The sequence below is a fragment of the Methanobacterium sp. genome, assembly GCF_016217785.1.
Classification (GTDB): Archaea; Methanobacteriota; Methanobacteria; order Methanobacteriales; family Methanobacteriaceae; genus Methanobacterium.
Map to the genome: position 1 here is coordinate 1 of NZ_JACRGA010000026.1, position 18,841 is coordinate 18,841.

Below are 18,841 nucleotides of genomic sequence, written 5' to 3' on the forward strand. Positions count from 1 at the left end.
AAAGGCCATGGAAAACTGGGACAAATATTTGGAACAGGTCCAGGCTGCAGCCGGTGAAGAAAGTACCAGTGACACTAGTTACACTTCAAGCAAATCAACTAATACCAAAAAAACCTATGCAACTGCAGTACGCAGCTACAGTAAATCCTACAGTTATAGCAGTAAGGGTTACAGCGGTGATTGCTGGGATGTCAGTAATGCAATGTACAGTCAATTAACTTCATCAGGTACAAGAGCACGCATAGTTCAGTACGCAAACAGCTACTCATCCAACCACAGATCTGTTGAGGTCTGGAATGGTAACAGCTGGGTTGATGCTGATTACTCTGGCCAGGCATGGGTCGGCCAACCAACTGCTCACAGCAGCTCAGCAACAGTGATATCAGGCGGCTAAAACCACGTACTACATTAAAACCTAGAAACTTAACAAAAATTCAACAGTTCAACGCAGAACTGTTGAAACAATCTTTCTTTTTATTTTATTTAACATTTTTATAAACATTTATCAAAATACTTCAAAATACTTAATCACCTCATGATTACCCCATATTATTTTTTTCAAAGGATTGTTCATCTTAATCTCAGTTTTTTTTAGGAGTATTATTAAAATATTTCTAGGGCTTTATCTGAACCGGGTATGAATTCAATCTGGATTGAAACCAAAATATTTTTATATCCATCCCCTAAAAACAAATATAGAGTACTGCACATTTTTAGGAGGCTGATTATGAAAATAACACAAACCCCTCTGGTAATTCTGAATTTTAAAACCTACTTAGAGTCTACTGGAGAAAAAGCCCTGCAGTTAGCCAGGGCCTCACAACAAGTGGCCCAGGAAACTGGAGTTAACATGGCCGTGGCACCCCAGGGAGCTGACCTCTGGAGGTTATCACAGGAAGTGGAGATACCGATTTTAGCCCAGCACATGGACCCTGTGGATGCTGGTGGACACACAGGCAGCATGCTAACCGAGTGTGCGAAGGAAGCTGGAGCATCAGGCACCCTCATCAACCACTCTGAGCAGAGGATGGAACTGGCTGATATCGACACAGTCATCAGGAAAACCACTGCAGTAAACATGACCAGTGTTGTGTGCACTAATAATGTGGAGACCAGTGCAGCAGCAGCAGCCCTGAAACCTGATTTTGTAGCAATAGAACCACCAGAACTGATTGGATCAGGGATTCCTGTATCCCAGGCAGAACCTGAAATAGTGGAAGGAAGTGTGGCAGCAATTAAAGACATCAATCCCAATGTAAGAGTCCTGTGTGGTGCAGGTATATCCACCGGGGATGATATGAAAGCCGCCCTGGAACTGGGAAGTGAAGGAGTGCTCCTGGCATCCGGAATTATACTGGCTTCTGACCCCAAACAGGCACTTCTGGATCTGGTAAGTAAAATTTGATATGGAAATTCATTAGGTACGAACTAGGTTAATAGGTACGAACTAGGTTAATTTAATTCGTTAATCACTTAGACACCTGTTAATGATAATAATCAGTAATTGAAAATGGTGGAATGACATGGCCCCTGATTTTAACACCATAGATAACCTGGAAGTGGAGGGTAAGACTGTCCTGGTGCGAGTGGATATAAACTCCCCAGTTGACCCCCTCACTGGACTACTACTGGATGACACACGTATAAGACTACACGCTGAAACCATTGCCGAACTGGCTGATAAAGGTGCTAAAACTGTTCTAATTGCCCATCAGAGCCGTCCTGGCAAAAAAGATTTTACCACAATGGAACAACATGCTGAAGCCCTTTCAAATCTACTGGATAAACCAGTAAGTTATGTGGATGATATATTTGGCAGCAACGCCAGGGAATCCATTAAAAGTATGAATAGGGGGGAAATTCTTCTACTGGAGAATGTACGTTTCTACTCTGAAGAAATCTTGCAGAGGGAACCACCACAACAGGCAGAAACCCATATGGTAAAACTGCTTTCACCACTGGCTGATTATTTCGTCAATGATGCATTTGCTGCTGCCCACCGTTCACAACCATCACTGGTAGGATTCGCTATTAACATGCCATCTGCAGCAGGAAGAGTCATGGAAAGGGAACTCAAAGCACTATACAGTGCAGTGAGTAATGTTGAGAAACCCTGCGTATATGTCCTGGGTGGAGTTAAGGTGGATGACTCCATAATGGTCATGGAAAATGCCCTGGAAGCAGATAGTGCTGATTACATCCTCACCACTGGACTGGTGGCCAATATATTCCTCTGGGGGGGAGGAATAAACATACGAAAACATAACCGGAAATTCATAGAAGACCGAGACTACTGTGAGTACGTTAAAAAGGCCAAAAAGTTATGTAAAAAATTTAAAGACCAGATACTGGTACCCACAGATCTGGCGGTGTGCAAGGATGATAAACGATTGGAATATCCAGTGGGCAAACTTCCCAACCTTCCCATATTTGATCTGGGTACTGAAACCACCACTGAATATGCTCGTGTCATCAGAAATGCACGCACCATATTTGCCAATGGTCCAGCAGGGGTTTTTGAAAAAGAAGGATTCAACCAGGGTACCGAGGACATTCTAAATGCAATCTCATCATCTTCAGGATTCTCCATTATTGGGGGTGGGCACCTGGCAGCTGCCGCCAACCAAATGGGCCTATCTGGAATCAGCCACATAAGCAGTGGAGGGGGAGCTTCCATAAGTCTTATTGCAGGGGAAAGACTTCCGGCTGTGGAAGTGCTCCGGGAAGCGGCTTTAAAACATAGGGTTGTGTAGTAACCCATGGATTTTTATGATCAAATTTAGTCAATTAAATTTAACCATATAAATAATCAAAACAAATAATAATCAAAATTTAACTGAATTTATTAAATCAACTTAAATACTTGTATTGATCATAGTAAGCATTCCCCTGATTAACAGTGAATAATTAGTTAAGACCAGATTAAGTCACATGGTCTCCACCCAAAACTATATAAGGCAATATCTCAAAACTTAAAATGCCTCGGTAGCTCAGTCTGGTGGAGCGCGAGACTTGTAATCTCGTGGTCGCGGGTTCAATTCCCGTCCGGGGCTCTAAACTGATGGTGAAATAAATATAACCTAGTTTAGATGTAGGTTTGATGTAAAATTAAGGGGATTTTAGATTAATATGGGACCATAGGGTAGCTTGGTCGATCCTTTGGGCTTTGGGAGCCTGAGACTCCGGTTCAAATCCGGGTGGTCCCATTAAATCATTAGATAAATCAGAAATTTCATCCCGCCTTAGCTCAATTTGGCAGAGCGTCGGACTGTAGATCCGAATGTTGCTGGTTCAAGTCCGGCAGGCGGGACTTAAATATCTGTTAATCAATGGAACTGTTGGTGCCAATCTTTAATCAAGGTGAGAGTTACCAGTCGTATTGTCCTCTAGATATTAACACAAACCTTTATATGTAATCAACGAAAAGGAAAGGTATATAAGGAAGCATAACATAAATCACTATACTCTAGTTCTGCTAAAGTATTGCCTTGGTGGTGTAGGGGCTATCATGCGGGCCTGTCGAGCCCGCGACTCGGGTTCAATTCCCGGCCAAGGCGTTTTAGAGGGCCCGTAGCTCAGTCTGGGAGAGCGCCTGGCTTTTAACCAGGTGGTCGCGGGTTCAACTCCCGTCGGGCCCGTTCTAATTTTTAATGGAGGATTATATGGTGAAGAAGGATATCTTAAAACACGAACTGGTTCCAGATCATGTTGTTTTGTCGAAATCTGATGTTAAAAAAGTATTGAAAAAATTGGATATCCATCCTGAACAGCTACCGAAAATAAAAGCTGACGATCCGGTTGTTAAAGCTATAGAGGCTAAACCTGGGGATATTCTGAAAATAACCAGAAAGAGTCAAACAGCAGGTAAATTCGAAACCTACCGTTTGGTTTTAGATTAAATATAGATAATTGGATTAATAACAAAGGACATATAATACTAAGTAAATAATGCCTTACCTTATAAACCGGTACATAAATTGTGTTATATTTTAATAATATAATATATATACATTGATATTAATGGACCAGAACACACTAGGAACTACCTAGGTTAGTGTTGTGAATAAGATGGATTAGGTATGGGTTGTTTTTTGGAGGAATTTAATGGTAAAAAATGCCTGGGGACTTGTCGATACCTTTTTTGATGAATACAAACTGGTGGATCATCATATTAAGTCATACAACGACTTTGTAGATCACCGAATACAGGATATAATTGATATAACCGAGCCCATTGTTCTGGAGCAGGGAGAATACACCATACAAACGGGTAAAGTTGAAATAAGGAAGCCTTACATTAAGGAAGCTGACGGCTCAAAAAGTAAGGTCTATCCCACTGAAGCCAGACTCAGAAATCTCACATACTCTGCCCACATGTACATGGACATGGCACTATCCAGGGGTGAAGAAGAACCCAGCCTGGAGAAAGTGTATATTGGTGAACTTCCAGTGATGCTGAAATCCAACATCTGCCACTTAAATGGACTGGGATACAATGAACTGGAAGACAAAGGGGAAGACCCTCAGGATCCCGGAGGTTATTTCATTGTCAATGGCTCAGAAAGGGCCATAGTAACCATGGAAGAGATCGCACCCAACAAGATCATCCTGGAAAGAATTGGAGAGAAAGAAGACCGCAGGGCGCGGGCAATCGTAACCTCGATTAAGAGCGGTTTCAGAGCACGTATAACTCTTGAATACCGTAAACCGCGGAAAAAGGGTGTATTTTTAAGAATATCATTCCCGTACGTACCTGGAGAAATACCACTGGTGGTACTACTCCGTGCACTAGGTCTAGAAAAAGATGTAGATCTGGTTAGCAGCGTTTCGGAAGAAAACGACGTACAATTCTTACTCATAGATGACATTCAAACCTCGGAAATCACCAACACCTACGATGCCATTAAGTACATCGGTAACCGGGTGGCCAAGGGTATGACTGAGGAATACCGGATTAAAAGGGCGGAAGATGTTATAGACCGCTACTTACTACCACACATTGGTGTGGAACCGGAAAAAAGAGCAGAAAAAGCCACATATCTGGCTGAAATGACAGAAATGCTCCTCCAAGTTATTTTTGATGAACGTGAACCACACGACAAGGACCACTACGCTAACAAAAGACTCCGAGTATCCGGAGATCTTATGGAGGACCTTTTCAGGGTGGCATTCACCAGCCTAACACGTGACATGACCTATCAGCTGGAACGAAGCCTTGCCCGTGGAAAAGAACCCTCAGTTAAGCAGGCGGTGCGTTCCGATGTCCTCACCGAAAACATCAAACACGCCATAGCCACTGGAAACTGGGTTGGTGGACGGGCCGGTGTAAGCCAGTTACTGGATAGAACCAGTTACATGGGAACCCTTTCACACCTTAAACGTGTTGTTTCTCCATTATCAAGGAGTCAACCTCACTTCGAAGCACGTGATTTGCACCCCACTCAGTTTGGTAAGATCTGTCCCAACGAAACTCCAGAGGGTCCTAACTGTGGACTTGTGAAGAACCTGGCCATATTGGCCAAAATATCAGAAGGTTCAGACCCAGATGAACTGGAATCAGTGGTCAAAAAAGTGAAGAGCATCAATCCCATCTAGGGGACGAGATGAGACATTACGGAGTTAAAATTTATTTTATTATGAAAAGCCAGTTATTGGGGGCCGATTCGTGAAAAAATGCAAGGTTTATACTAACGGGAAACTTATTGGAACTTGTGATGATCCGGAAGGTTTCATGGAAGAAATGCGCCAGAAAAGGAGATCTGGAGAAGTATCCTATGAAATGAATATCACTCATTATCCTGAAAACAATGAAATATACTTATTTAACGACCCAGGAAGAACTAGAAGGCCACTCATTGTGGTGGAAAACGGTGGATCATGCTTAACAGATGAACACATGCAGAAGATTGCCGATGGAGAGATGGCCTGGAATGATTTGATAAATGAAGGAATAATTGAATACCTCGATGCCGAGGAAGAGGAAAACACCTACATTTCCATGTTCCCTCATGAAATCAATGAATATCACACTCACCTGGAAATAGATCCCTCCACCATGCTGGGGATATGTGCCGGGATCATACCCTATGCCAACCACAACTCATCACCCCGTAACACTATGGAAGCAGGGATGACCAAACAGGCACTGGGGCTTTACGTTTCTAACTACCATTTAAGAACAGACACTCGTGCGCACTTACTGCACCATCCACAGGTCCCAATCGTTAAAACCAGGAGTATGGATGCCACACAATACGATAAAAGACCATCTGGTCAGAACTTTGTAGTGGGAGTAATGTCCTATGAGGGTTACAACATGGAAGATGCCCTCATACTTAACAAGGCCTCCATAGAACGTGGACTGGCCCGATCATCATTTTTCAGATCCTACGAGGCCTCTGAGCGAAGATACCCCGGGGGACAGGAAGACAAATTCGAAGTACCCGAAAACATGGTACGTGGATACCGTTCTGAGGAAGTATACCGCAACCTGGACGAAGATGGAATTGTCAACCCCGAAGTCAACGTGAAGTCAGGAGATGTCCTCATCGGGAAAACATCACCACCCCGATTCTTAGAAGAGATAGACGAGTTCGGAACAGTGGCTGAGCGAAGAAGAGAGACCTCAGTCACCGTACGACACGGAGAACATGGAGTGGTGGATGCAGTCATGCTTACCGAAACAGTGGAAGGAAGTAAACTGGCCAAAATACGAGTAAGGGACCAGCGACAACCCGAGTTCGGGGATAAATTCGCATCCAGACACGGACAAAAAGGAGTGGTTGGCCTTATAGTATCTCAGGAAAACATGCCCTTCACTGCTGAAGGAGTGGTGCCAGACCTTATAGTCAATCCCCACGCTATCCCTTCCAGGATGTCAGTGGGACAGGTGCTGGAAATGTTAGCTGGTAAAGCCGGCTGCATGGAAGGTCATCGTATGGACGGAACACCCTTCAGTGGAAACCAAGAAGATGAAATAATGGATCTGCTCCGAACAAATGGTTTTGAAACCGCTGGCCGTGAATCCTTATATAACGGGATCACCGGTGAAAGAATAGAGGCAGAGATATTTGTTGGGGTAGCTTTCTACCAGAAACTGCACCACATGACATCAGATAAAGTTTACGCCCGGTCAAGGGGACCGGTACAGGTTCTAACTCGACAACCCACAGAGGGAAGAGCTCGAGAAGGAGGTCTCAGATTCGGAGAAATGGAAAGAGATTGTCTCATAGCTCACGGGGCTGCACTAGCCCTTAAAGAGAGACTGCTGGATGAATCTGATAAATATGAGGCCATAGTATGTGGTGAATGTGGAATGGTTGCCATATACGACCGGATAAGGGATAAAAGATACTGTCCTATATGTGGAGATTCGGACAGTTTCCCTGTGGAGATATCCTACGCATTTAAATTATTATTGGACGAACTTAAGAGTCTGTGTATCTTCCCCAAACTGGTTCTTGAAGATAAAGCCTGATTTAAGGGTCTAAAACTAAGGGTATGTATTAACAAGAGGAGAGAGTGAGTTTGAAAGGAATTTTAAAGAAGATCGCCCAGATCAACTTTGGCCTGCTATCACCGGAGAACATCCGGAGAATGTCTGTCACCAAAATTGTTACCCCAGACACCTACGATGAAGATGGATACCCCATAGAAGCGGGTCTAATGGACCCCCGACTGGGAGTCATCGACCCGGGACTGAGATGCCGATCGTGTGGCTCTAAAGGAGGAGACTGTCAGGGACACTTCGGCCACATAAACCTGGCCCGACCAGTAGTCCATGTGGGATTCGCAGACACCATACACAAGATCTTGCGTTCCACTTGCAGTGAATGTGGAAGGGCACTTTTAACTGAAACCGAAAGAATCGACTATGGGGATCGTATTGGATCCCGATTGAAAAATGAGGAAAGCATCACCGGCCTGGTGAAAGATGTTTACACCACTGCACGCCGGGATAAATGCCCCCACTGTGACACGGAACAGGAAGATGTTAAAATTGATAAACCTGTATCTATAGTTGAGGGTAACTACAAATTAACCCCCAGCGAGGTTAGGGAACGCCTGGAAAAAATCCCTGAAGAAGACTACGTCTATTTGGGAATCAATTCCAAAGTAGCCCGACCAGAATGGATGGTGTTAACAGTACTACCCGTACCTCCAGTGACAGTGAGACCTTCCATCACCCTGGAAACCGGGGAAAGATCCGAGGATGACCTTACCCACAAACTAGTGGACATCCTGCGTATAAATCAACGTCTCAAGGAGAACATGGAGGCAGGAGCACCACAACTTATTGTGGAGGATCTCTGGGAATTATTACAATATCACGTTACCACTTATTTTGACAACGAAGCTTCAGGAGTACCTCCAGCAAGGCATCGCTCAGGAAGGCCACTGAAGACCCTGGCTCAGCGTTTGAAGGGTAAAGAAGGACGTTTCAGGAGTAATTTATCCGGTAAAAGGGTTAACTTCTCTGCCAGGACAGTTATATCCCCGGACCCCAACATCAGTATCAATGAGGTGGGAGTACCTCATATGATCGCCACTGAAGTTACGGTACCCATCTATGTCACTGATTGGAACATAGAGGATATGAAGAAGTACATCCTCAATGGACCTAATAACCACCCTGGTGCTAACTATGTTATTCGGCCTGACGAGCGGAAGATCAGGGTCTATGATGAGACCAAAGAGGCCATCATCGAGAAACTGGAACCTGGATTTGTAGTGGAAAGACACCTTATGGATGGAGATATTGTACTCTTCAACCGGCAACCATCACTGCACCGTATGTCCATGATGGCCCATGAAGTAAAAGTTCTGCCCCACAAAACATTCAGGTTAAACCTCTGTGTATGCCCACCATACAACGCTGACTTTGACGGGGACGAAATGAACATGCACGTCTTCCAGACCGAAGAATCACGTGCAGAGGCCAAATCCCTCATGAGGGTACAGGAACACATCCTGTCGCCACGTTTCGGAGGACCAATCATTGGGGGGATACACGATCACATTTCCGGGGCCTACCTACTCACCAGGGAAGGATCTGCCTTCCAGGAAGATGTAGTGTTCCAGATGCTTAAAAAATCTCAGTTACCATTACCCAAACCAAGGAATATGGAATGGACTGGTAAAGAGATATTCAGCTTACTCCTACCCAAAGACCTTAACATGGTATACAAAGCAGAAATCTGCCGTAAATGTGACGAATGCCTCAGGCAGGACTGTAAAAACGATGCATATGTGGTTATAGAGAATGGTGAGCTCAAATCTGGAGCCATAGATGAAAAAGCTTATGGTGCGTTCTCCGGCAAAATCCTGGACTCCATTGTTAAGGAGTACGGAACCGACCGTGCCCGAGAATTCCTGGATGCAGCCACCAAACTGGCTATCTCCGGTATTATGAAACGGGGATTCACCACCAGTACTGCAGATGAGGAAATACCACGAGAAGCACAGGACCGTATTGAGGAATTACTCTCCAAGGCTGAACAGAAAGTGGAAATGCTCATTGAAGCATACCATAACGATGAATTGGAAGCCCTTCCGGGCCGTAGTCTCCGAGAAACCCTGGAGATGAAGATCATGCAAGTATTGGGTGAGGCCAGGGACAAGTCCGGTGAAATAGCAGAAAGCTACTTTGGAATGGACAACCACGCAGTTATCATGGCACTAACCGGTGCCAGAGGTTCTATGCTGAACCTGACTCAGATTGCAGCATGTGTAGGGCAGCAATCTGTTCGTGGTGGTCGTATTGAGAGGGGTTACAGTAAAAGAACTCTGCCTCACTTCCAGGAAGGTGAGCTCGGTGCTAAGGCAAGTGGATTTGTGCACTCCAGTTATAAAACTGGACTGGACCCCCTGGAATTCTTCTTCCACGCCATGGGAGGACGTGAAGGGCTGGTGGATACTGCTATCCGTACAGCACAGAGTGGTTACATGCAACGCCGACTGGTGAACGCACTGCAGGATCTATCGGTCAACACCGATAAAACAGTGCGGGACAACCGAGGAGTGGTCATCCAGACTCACTACGGTGAAGATGGAATAGACCCCGCCAAGAGCGACTACGGAAAAGTAGCCGACATCGATAGATTAATAGAGGAAATGCGAATCAAAGCCAAATCCGGCAAATAAAGCATTAAACCGATTATAACCAAAATAGGATTCAATGAACGTACATTTACACACAGGGTATTTAAAAATTCAGGTGGTTTTGTGGACATAGAGAAAGTTGAAAAGCTGGTCAAAAAGAAAAGAGCCAAGTTCCCAGAGAAACTCATCCAGGAAATAGCTGAAGCTGCCCAAAGGCACGAGCTGAGCGATGACGAACTGGACGAACTGGTAAAAGAAATTAAAAGAGCCTACATACGGTCTGAAGTAGAGTCTGGTGAGGCAGTAGGTACAGTAGCTGCCCAATCAGTGGGAGAACCAGGTACCCAGATGACCATGCGTACCTTTCACTATGCTGGAGTGGCTGAACTAAACGTTACCCTGGGGTTACCCCGACTCATCGAGATTGTGGACGCCCGTAAAAAGATATCCACACCAACCATGGCCATATACTTCGACGAAGACCATGCCAGTGATGAGGAGTTCATAAGAACCATTGCCAACCGGATAGGTAAGATAACATTCAATGACATCCTCAACGACTTCAACGTCAACTACGCCAGTATGAACATGAGCGTGGAGATAGATGATGAGCAGGTGAAGGAGAAACGACTGGACTATGATGAGGTCATAGCCAAGATAGAAAAAACTTTTAAAAGTGTAGAAATAAATAACAACTTGCTGAGTTTTGAACCCAAAATTACAGAATCTAAACATGCCATCAGGGAACTTCGACTTTTAGCTGACAAGGTTCGCGATCTCCAGATAAGTGGAATTAAGAACATAGGAAAGGTCGTGATCCGAAAAGAAGGGCAGGAATGGGTTATACACACCGAAGGTTCAAACCTGGGAGCCGTCCTGAAAATGGAGGGTGTTGACCCCGTGCGAACTACCACCAATGATATTCATGAGGTGGAAAAGGTTCTGGGAGTAGAAGCCGCCCGTAACTCCATAATCCACGAGGCCCAGACCACCATGGAAGAGCAGGGATTAACTGTGGACGTGCGTCACATCATGCTGGTGGCAGATATGATGACAGCCGACGGTATAGTCAAATCCATAGGCCGGCACGGGATCAGCGGTGAAAAAGCCAGTGTACTGGCCAGAGCATCCTTCGAGGAGACAGGTAAACACCTTCTCCGGGCCAGCATCAGGGGTGAGGTGGACCATCTCACCGGAATAATAGAGAACATTATAATCGGGCAGCCAATACCACTGGGAACAGGGTCAGTTGGTGTCATCATGAAAGAGAAATAAGGAGGCAGTAGATGGACGTAGAGAGAGGAATTCGAGTAGCAGTAGATACAGGAAATGTCACACTGGGATCCAGTAAAACAATCCAGGCTCTGAAGCTTGGAAAAGGAAAACTGGTTATCATCGCAGAAAATTGCCCAAAAGAGGTAACCGAAGATGTGATGCAGTACTCCAAATTATCCCAAATCCCGGTTTACACCTTCCAGGGTACCAGCGTGGACTTAGGATCTGTGTGTGGGAAACCATTCACCGTGGCCACCATGATGGTCAACGATCCTGGAGATTCCACCATACTGGAAATAGTGGGGTAAGACTGTGACCATCAAATTCAGCACCCATGAGATTAGATACATCGCCCTCTTCGAGAGCATGACCGGAGCAACAGTAAAAGATTGCCTGGTGGATGATGAAAACGGTAAAATCACCTTCCTGGTTAAAAAGGGAGACATGGGTCTGGCCATAGGAAAAAGAGGAAGCACCGTAGCCAAGGTGCAGAAAACTGTGGACAAGGGTGTGGAGGTAATCGAACACTCTGATGACCCTGCAGAATTCATAGCCAACCTGGTGGCCCCTGCAAAGATAAGGAGCATACGTATACTCCAAAAAGAAAACGGGGAGAAAATAGCCACATTAGAGGCCGATTCACGCAATAAACGCACCGCCATAGGAAAAGGCGGGCAGAATATTGAAAGAGCCCGGGTACTGGCCAAAAGGCAGCACAATATAAATAATATAGTTATAAAATAGTAAAAAACCGATTAAGCAGATCCAATTACACTGATCATCCCTGATCCAGGGAACCCCCTATCTATTAGAAGATCAGGGATTTGTCATAGTATTAATGTTAACAAGGAGGAATTTCATTTGCCAGGATTATTCGCAGCAAAAAAGCTTAAAAAGAATCGACAAAACTTCCGGTGGAAAGACACCGAGTACAAGAGGAAAGCACTGGGCCTAGATATTAAAGCCGACCCATTAGGAGGCGCACCCCAAGCACGGGGAATTGTCATCGAAAAAGTGGGAATCGAAGCAAAACAGCCCAACTCTGCCATCAGGAAGTGTGTACGAGTACAACTCATAAAAAACGGTAAACAACTCACTGCATTCGCCCCAGGAGACGGAGCCATAGGATTCATCGATGAACACGACGAAGTGGTCATTGAAGGAATCGGTGGACCATCCGGAAGATCCATGGGAGACATTCCAGGTGTACGCTGGAAAGTCACCAAAGTGAACAACGTGGCCCTTGAACAAATGGTTAAGGGTAAAATTGAAAAACCAGTGAGATAAGCGAGGTTATGATATGAGCTTCAAAGTCTTTGACAGTTGGGAACTGGAAGAAGTCACAGTAGAAGACCTGGGACTGGTCAACTACATCTGCCTGGACGAAATAATGGTCCCCCATACCATGGGAAGGCACGTTAAGCGACAGTTCGCCAAATCAAGAGTATCAATAGTAGAAAGATTAATGAATAAAATAATGAGGACCCATAGGAACTCAGGTAAGAAAAACAAGGCTTATGACATTGTGAAAGAAGCATTGATAGTTATAAACCAGCGTACCAAAGAAAATCCTCTACAGACACTGGTTAAAGCGGTGGAAAACGCAGCACCCCGTGAAGAAACCACCCGTATCAAATACGGTGGAATCGGTTACCAAGTAGCAGTGGACATAGCACCACAGCGCAGGGTGGACCTTGCCATTGGTTTCATAACCAAAGGAGCCCTCCAGTCAGCCTTCAAACGGAAAAAATCCGCTGGAGAATGCCTGGCAGAGGAACTGTTACTGGCAGCAGAAGCAGACACCAGAAGCTTCTCCGTCGGGAAAAAAGAGGAAAAAGAGCGAGTGGCCAGATCAGCCCATTAAGGTTGATTATCCAACTCATTTTAAAGGGTGAATTGTATGAGCAGACGAGACAAGATGATCAGCAAGATCAAGGAACTGATGTACGAACCGGTTTACATCCGGAACATCGGTATCGTAGCCCACATCGACCACGGGAAAACCACCCTCTCCGACAACCTCCTGGCAGGAGCCGGTATGATCTCATCAGAACTTGCCGGAGATCAGCGTTTTCTGGACTTTGATGAACAGGAACAGGCCAGGGGAATCACCATTGATGCCGCAAACGTGTCCATGGTTCACAAGTACAAGGAAGATGATTACCTCATCAATCTCATAGACACACCAGGTCACGTGGACTTTGGAGGAGACGTAACCCGTGCCATGAGAGCAGTGGACGGAGCAGTGGTAGTGGTATGTGCAGTGGAAGGAATCATGCCCCAGACTGAAACTGTACTGCGTCAGGCCCTCAAAGAAAACGTACGACCAGTACTTTTCATAAACAAAGTGGACCGTTTAATCAACGAACTCAAACTGGACTCAGAAGAACTCCAGCAGAGATTCGTTAAGATCATTGCCAGCGCCAACAAGTTAATCAGTAACATGGCCCCTGAAGAACTTAAAAAGGAATGGCTGGTTAAGGTGGAAGATGGAAGCGTAGCCTTTGGATCCGCCTACCATAACTGGGCCATTAACGTGGACATCATGCAGAAAACCGGGATAAACTTCAATGACATCCTGGACTACTGTAACGAAGAAAGACAGAAGGAACTAGCCGAAAAAGTACCCCTCTCCGATGTATTACTGGGAATGGTGGTAGAACACTTACCAAGCCCCAACATATCCCAGGCCTACAGGGTGCCCAGCATCTGGTCTGGAGATATCGAAAGTGAGGAAGGACAGGGTATGATCAACACAGACCCTGACGGACCACTAGCAGTGATGGTAACCGACGTGAGTATTGATAAACACGCTGGTGAGATTGCCACTGGACGAGTATATGGTGGAACACTGGAAAAGGGAACTGAAATCTTCTTCGTAGGTTCACACGGAAAAGCACGAACCCAGCAAGTGGGAGTATACTTCGGACCAGAACGAGTGAACACTGACCGGGTCCCAGCAGGTAACATCGTTGCCATAACAGGAGCACGTAACGCTATGGCTGGGGAAACCATCTGTGACATTGACCGGAAGATAGAAGCATTCGAAGGCTTAGAACACATCTCCGAACCAGTGGTTACCGTAGCGGTGGAAGCTAAAAACACCAAAGACCTACCCAAACTTATTGAAGTACTACGGCAGGTTGGGAAGGAAGACCCCACTGTTAAGATGAAGATCAACGAGGAAACCGGTGAGCACCTGGTGGCAGGAATGGGTGAACTCCACCTGGAGATCATCACATACCGTATCAATGAGAAAGGTGTGGAAATTGAAACATCCGAGCCTATTGTGGTTTACCGGGAAACCATCGCCGGAACAGCCGGACCAGTTGAGGGTAAATCACCCAACAAACACAACCGTTTCTATCTAGAAATCGAGCCACTGGATGAAGCTCTTTACCAGGCCATAGTTGATGGAGACATCAAAGAGGGCCGAGTTAAAGGTAAAGAATTAATACCCAAATTCCAGGAATACGGACTACCCAAAGATCAGGCCAGGAAAGTATGGGATGTTTACGATAAGAGTATCTTCGTCAACATGACCCGTGGTATCCAGTACCTGGATGAGATCAAAGAACTACTCCTGGAAGGTTTCGAAAGTGCCATGGATGACGGGCCCATAGCTAAAGAAAGAGTAATGGGAATCAAGATCAAACTGATGGATGCCAAGATACACGAAGACGCCGTGCACAGAGGACCAGCACAGGTCCTACCAGCCATAAGGAAGGCAGTCTACGGTGCAATAATGATGGCAGAACCAGCACTCCTGGAACCCATCCAAAAGGTATTTATCAACACACCACAAGACTATATGGGATCAGCCACCCGTGAGATCCAGAACCGACGTGGTCAAATCATTGACATGTCCCAGGAAGGAGACATGTCAACAGTAGAATCAACAGTACCAGTAGCCGAGATGTTCGGATTCGCAGGAGACATCCGATCTGCTACAGAAGGTCGCTGTCTCTGGTCCACAGAGAGTGCAGGATTCGAAAGACTCCCACGCGAGCTTCAAAATACTATAATACGGGAAATCAGACAGCGTAAAGGCCTCAGTGACCAGCCTTATGGTCCTGACCATTACCTGGGATAAGTACGCAACCTTATTAGGATAAGTACTTAAACTATCCCAACCACTTATTTGATACCCCTTAATTTTTTGGGTAGTATTCCCTTAAATTGTGGGGGAATACCATACAAAATCTGGATAACACATAACCATTACTACAATGGTTCATCCAGATCACAAATGTTATACTGGTTAATTTAAATAGGGGAATAAATAAATCCAACCAGTACGCTTAGTAAGCTCTCTAAATATTATAGAAAGAGAATTTTATTGGAGGAATGTTTTATGGCTAAAGGAAAAGAACACATGAATTTGGCGTTTATCGGACACGTAGACCACGGTAAATCCACTATGGTGGGTCACCTTCTATTACAGTCCGGAGCTATCGCTGAACAACAGTTATCTGACGGAGAAAACAAGTTCAGATTCGTTATGGACAAATTGTCCGAAGAAAGAGAAAGAGGAGTGACCATCGACCTGGCCCACGCCAAGTTTGAAACTCCCAAGTACGAGTTCACCATTGTGGACTGTCCCGGTCACCGTGATTTCGTTAAAAACATGATCACCGGTGCATCACAGGCAGACGCTGCAGTACTGGTAGTAGCTATTGATGATGGGGTAATGCCTCAGACTAAGGAACACGCATTTCTAGCACGTACCCTCGGTATCAACCAGCTCATCATTGGTATAAACAAAATGGACCTGGTGGACTACAGTGAAGAAAAATTCAACGCACTCAAAGAAGAAGTTTCAGACCTGATTAAAACTGTGGCTTACAAGCCCAAAGATATCAACTTCATACCACTATCTGCATTTGAAGGGGACAACATAACCAAACCATCCGAAAACACCCCATGGTATAAGGGACCAAGTCTGGTTAAAGCATTGGACGAGTTCACTGCACCAGAAAAACCAACCCAACTACCACTACGAGTACCAGTCCAGGATGTATACTCCATCACTGGAGTGGGAACCGTACCAGTGGGCCGAGTGGAAACCGGTATCATGAAGAAAGCGGACAACGTTATCTTCGAACCACCAGGTGTAAGCGGAGAAGTAAAATCCATCGAAATGCACCACGAAATGCTGGATTCAGCAGAACCTGGTGACAACGTAGGATTCAACGTACGTGGAGTGGGTAAAAACGACATCCGCCGTGGAGACGTGGCCGGACACACCACCAACGCACCAACCGTTGCCAAAGAATTCACCGCACAGATTGTGGTCTTACAACACCCTGGTGTTATCACCGTGGGTTACACCCCCGTATTCCACTGTCACACCGCACAGGTTGCCTGTACCTTCCTGGAACTCCAGAAAAAACTGGACCCAGCTACTGGTCAGGTTAAAGAAGAAAACCCAGACTTCCTGAAAACCGGGGACGCAGCTTTCGTAGTAGTCAAACCTACCAAGCCAATGGTCATCGAGAAGATCAAGGACATACCACACATGGGCCGGTTCGCTATCCGTGATATGGGCCAGACTGTGGCTGCTGGTATGTGCATCGACCTGGTGCCAGCAAAATAGATTTGGGATAAATTTAATTGAAGGTAGACCGGGATCTTCCCGGTTTATGTTACCTTCTCTTTGTTTTTAATGGAGGAATAGACTAATGAACAAAGCTAGAATCAAACTCACCGGCACCGACCCAGAAAAACTGGCCTATGTATGTGACCAGCTCAAAAGAATTGCTGAAAGAACCGGTGTAGATCTCTCCGGACCAATACCATTACCCACCAAAAAACTGGTAGTACCCACCCGGAAATCACCGGATGGAGAAGGAAAAGCAACCTGGGAAAAATGGGAACTCCGGATCCACAAACGACTGGTAGGAATCGAAGCCGATGAACGAGCCATGAGACAGGTAATGAAAGTCAACGTACCTGACAACGTGAGCATCGAAATCGAACTCCGCAGTTAAGTTATTAAATAACTTAAACCAGGTAAAAAATAAACAAATATTCACAGCTGAAAACAACAGCTTAAAAAAATTACCCATATTTTATATATTTATTAATCTTTTTTCCTGGGATATACCAATCCCAAACCTTTTAATAGGTTGATAAACTAAAAGTAAATCGCTAGCCGGGATAGCCTAGCCAGGTAAGGCGCGGGACTTGAGATCCCGTGGAGCATGGCTCCTCCAGGGTTCAAATCCCTGTCCCGGCGTACTATATTTTTGGTTTCTCTTTTTAAGAACTACTTAAACTCTTCAATTCTTAAGACTATTATTATAGTTTTTATGGAATGTGATAATAGCATAAATTGTTGATAGGAGAATTTTCTATCATTCATCTATTGATAAAATGAGGAGTAATTTATGAAATCTAAATTAGAATTTTCTATAGTAAACATTTTTCTTAGTTTTTTTTATGTAACAGCAGATGGTGTGATTTCATTATAATAAACGATTTTGATTCTCAAAGATACCAATATTTAATTCATAAACATTTTCTCTAAGGGTTTTTCATATCAGAAAAATCATCATAACCATCATCTTTTCCAAGTTCTCTATAAATGACTTCGGGGTATATATAGTTTTCAATCTCCCTTTTTTCAAAATAAAAAATTTTCCGCCACTTAATTCACATTTAGATTTCCAATTTAATTTTCTTTGAGGAATGTTGTGACTATGATCTTCTCTGTCACTATCAATGACAACTCCAAATCGCTTGCTTAATCTACTTAAGGCATTTGCATCAACGAAATGTTTTAGGTTATCTCCACCATGTATTATGAAACCTATATCTTTATCGCTGAAATCTTCAGAAATTCGGCTATTTGCTTTCATTTTTGAAGCAATTTCACTAAAAAAATCCATATCATTTTTACCTTCAACAAAAATGCACGCTTTATAACTTGTTATTTGATCAGCTGGTTCAACTCCCAATTCTTCAGCAATTTCTGAAGCATCAAAATCAGATGATTGCTTAGCTTCTGCTATGCCCTTATTTCTTACAATGAGTGCAATACTGTCCATATTAGCTGAGCCTGCGAATACAGGAGAATGAGAAGTAATAATTATTTGGTGCCCCTCTTCTGCTATTTTTGCAAGTGAGTCAAACAATTCACGTTGAAGACCTGGATGAGGGGAGTTTTCAGGTTCTTCAATTCCGAAAATTAATCTTTCATCATCACGTTTATTTCCAGCCATATATTGGAAAAAAGATACCATTAAAAGTCGTCTTATACCACTACCACGTTCATCAATAGAATTTTTTACAGAAAATTTGTCTTCGCCTATTATGTCAAATTTAACGGATTTATCCCATAAAAGTCACTTTTTACTGTAAAATTTTTGAAGTCTTGATAGTGCTTTTTGAAATGCTCAAAAATTCCTTCAATTTCTTTTTGCAGTGCTGTTTCAATTTACCTTTTTCAAGTGGGATTTATATA

Annotated in this window: 16 protein-coding genes and 6 tRNA genes; 21 read left to right on the forward strand and 1 reads right to left on the reverse strand. The window is 44.4% G+C overall.

Translation table 11 applies throughout. From position 1 onward, the window contains the following. The 21 genes from HY987_RS10880 to HY987_RS10980 all read left to right on the forward strand — a co-directional run. The coding region (locus tag HY987_RS10880) for a transglutaminase domain-containing protein (protein WP_292758477.1) at positions 1-394 on the forward strand (394 nt) is incomplete at its 5' end. A 333-nt stretch (positions 395-727) separates the two neighbouring features. After that, positions 728-1,405 (forward strand): triose-phosphate isomerase, encoded by a 678-nt coding sequence (tpiA, locus tag HY987_RS10885; RefSeq protein ID WP_292758479.1) that lies wholly within the window; start codon positions 728-730, stop codon positions 1,403-1,405. A gap of 118 nt (positions 1,406-1,523) precedes the next feature. Beyond that, complete coding sequence (pgk, locus tag HY987_RS10890) at positions 1,524-2,753, forward strand: phosphoglycerate kinase (RefSeq protein WP_292758481.1); 1,230 nt, start codon at positions 1,524-1,526, stop codon at positions 2,751-2,753. Positions 2,754-2,979: 226 nt separating this feature from the next. Continuing rightward, a tRNA-Thr gene (locus tag HY987_RS10895) sits at positions 2,980-3,053 on the forward strand. Between the two features lie 78 nt (positions 3,054-3,131). Further along, a tRNA-Pro gene (locus HY987_RS10900) sits at positions 3,132-3,206 on the forward strand. A gap of 30 nt (positions 3,207-3,236) precedes the next feature. After that, positions 3,237-3,310, forward strand: a tRNA-Tyr gene (locus tag HY987_RS10905). Between the two features lie 175 nt (positions 3,311-3,485). Beyond that, positions 3,486-3,557: transfer RNA gene (locus tag HY987_RS10910), tRNA-Asp, on the forward strand. 7 nt (positions 3,558-3,564) lie between these two features. Next, a tRNA-Lys gene (locus HY987_RS10915) sits at positions 3,565-3,638 on the forward strand. A 24-nt stretch (positions 3,639-3,662) separates the two neighbouring features. Continuing rightward, positions 3,663-3,899, forward strand: coding sequence for a DNA-directed RNA polymerase subunit H (locus HY987_RS10920; protein WP_004030093.1), 237 nt, complete (start codon positions 3,663-3,665; stop codon positions 3,897-3,899). 205 nt (positions 3,900-4,104) lie between these two features. Continuing rightward, entirely contained in the window at positions 4,105-5,595 is a 1,491-nt protein-coding gene (locus HY987_RS10925) for a DNA-directed RNA polymerase subunit B'' (protein WP_292758484.1), read from the forward strand. A 70-nt stretch (positions 5,596-5,665) separates the two neighbouring features. Further along, on the forward strand, positions 5,666-7,477 hold the full coding sequence (rpoB, locus tag HY987_RS10930; protein WP_292758486.1) for a DNA-directed RNA polymerase subunit B: 1,812 nt from the start codon (positions 5,666-5,668) through the stop codon (positions 7,475-7,477). 50 nt (positions 7,478-7,527) lie between these two features. After that, the gene (locus HY987_RS10935; protein WP_292758487.1) at positions 7,528-10,143 is read left to right on the forward strand and encodes a DNA-directed RNA polymerase subunit A'; all 2,616 of its coding nucleotides are present in this window, start codon (positions 7,528-7,530) and stop codon (positions 10,141-10,143) included. A gap of 81 nt (positions 10,144-10,224) precedes the next feature. Then, positions 10,225-11,376, forward strand: a complete 1,152-nt coding sequence (rpoA2, locus tag HY987_RS10940) for a DNA-directed RNA polymerase subunit A'' (RefSeq protein WP_292758489.1) — start codon at positions 10,225-10,227, stop codon at positions 11,374-11,376. An 11-nt stretch (positions 11,377-11,387) separates the two neighbouring features. Then, entirely contained in the window at positions 11,388-11,684 is a 297-nt protein-coding gene (locus tag HY987_RS10945) for a 50S ribosomal protein L30e (RefSeq protein ID WP_292758491.1), read from the forward strand. Between the two features lie 4 nt (positions 11,685-11,688). Next, positions 11,689-12,120 carry a NusA-like transcription termination signal-binding factor gene (locus HY987_RS10950; RefSeq protein ID WP_292758493.1) on the forward strand — a complete coding sequence of 144 codons (432 nt, stop codon included), beginning with the start codon at positions 11,689-11,691 and terminating at the stop codon, positions 12,118-12,120. 117 nt (positions 12,121-12,237) lie between these two features. Next, a complete protein-coding gene (locus HY987_RS10955; protein ID WP_292758495.1) occupies positions 12,238-12,663 on the forward strand; it encodes a 30S ribosomal protein S12 in 426 nt (141 codons plus the stop codon). 13 nt (positions 12,664-12,676) lie between these two features. After that, entirely contained in the window at positions 12,677-13,240 is a 564-nt protein-coding gene (locus tag HY987_RS10960) for a 30S ribosomal protein S7 (RefSeq protein ID WP_292758496.1), read from the forward strand. 36 nt (positions 13,241-13,276) lie between these two features. Then, entirely contained in the window at positions 13,277-15,469 is a 2,193-nt protein-coding gene (locus HY987_RS10965) for an elongation factor EF-2 (RefSeq protein WP_292758497.1), read from the forward strand. A gap of 261 nt (positions 15,470-15,730) precedes the next feature. Beyond that, positions 15,731-16,972, forward strand: coding sequence for a translation elongation factor EF-1 subunit alpha (gene tuf / locus HY987_RS10970; RefSeq protein WP_292758499.1), 1,242 nt, complete (start codon positions 15,731-15,733; stop codon positions 16,970-16,972). Between the two features lie 85 nt (positions 16,973-17,057). After that, complete coding sequence (rpsJ, locus tag HY987_RS10975) at positions 17,058-17,366, forward strand: 30S ribosomal protein S10 (protein WP_004030104.1); 309 nt, start codon at positions 17,058-17,060, stop codon at positions 17,364-17,366. A gap of 163 nt (positions 17,367-17,529) precedes the next feature. Then, positions 17,530-17,614: transfer RNA gene (locus HY987_RS10980), tRNA-Ser, on the forward strand. A gap of 298 nt (positions 17,615-17,912) precedes the next feature. On the opposite strand, the gene HY987_RS10985 is transcribed toward HY987_RS10980, so the two are convergent. Further along, entirely contained in the window at positions 17,913-18,692 is a 780-nt protein-coding gene (locus HY987_RS10985) for an ATP-dependent endonuclease (RefSeq protein ID WP_367146904.1), read from the reverse strand. Between the last annotated feature and the right edge of the window lie 149 nt (positions 18,693-18,841).

Bases quoted from the DNA above. Each gene is read 5' to 3' on its own strand.
- tpiA (WP_292758479.1), top strand. From the start codon at position 728: ATGAAAATAACACAAACCCCTCTGGTAATTCTGAATTTTAAAACCTAC.
- pgk (WP_292758481.1), top strand. From the start codon at position 1,524: ATGGCCCCTGATTTTAACACCATAGATAACCTGGAAGTGGAGGGTAAG.
- HY987_RS10920 (WP_004030093.1), top strand. From the start codon at position 3,663: ATGGTGAAGAAGGATATCTTAAAACACGAACTGGTTCCAGATCATGTT.
- HY987_RS10925 (WP_292758484.1), top strand. From the start codon at position 4,105: ATGGTAAAAAATGCCTGGGGACTTGTCGATACCTTTTTTGATGAATAC.
- HY987_RS10945 (WP_292758491.1), top strand. From the start codon at position 11,388: ATGGACGTAGAGAGAGGAATTCGAGTAGCAGTAGATACAGGAAATGTC.
- HY987_RS10960 (WP_292758496.1), top strand. From the start codon at position 12,677: ATGAGCTTCAAAGTCTTTGACAGTTGGGAACTGGAAGAAGTCACAGTA.
- HY987_RS10965 (WP_292758497.1), top strand. From the start codon at position 13,277: ATGAGCAGACGAGACAAGATGATCAGCAAGATCAAGGAACTGATGTAC.
- tuf (WP_292758499.1), top strand. From the start codon at position 15,731: ATGGCTAAAGGAAAAGAACACATGAATTTGGCGTTTATCGGACACGTA.
- rpsJ (WP_004030104.1), top strand. From the start codon at position 17,058: ATGAACAAAGCTAGAATCAAACTCACCGGCACCGACCCAGAAAAACTG.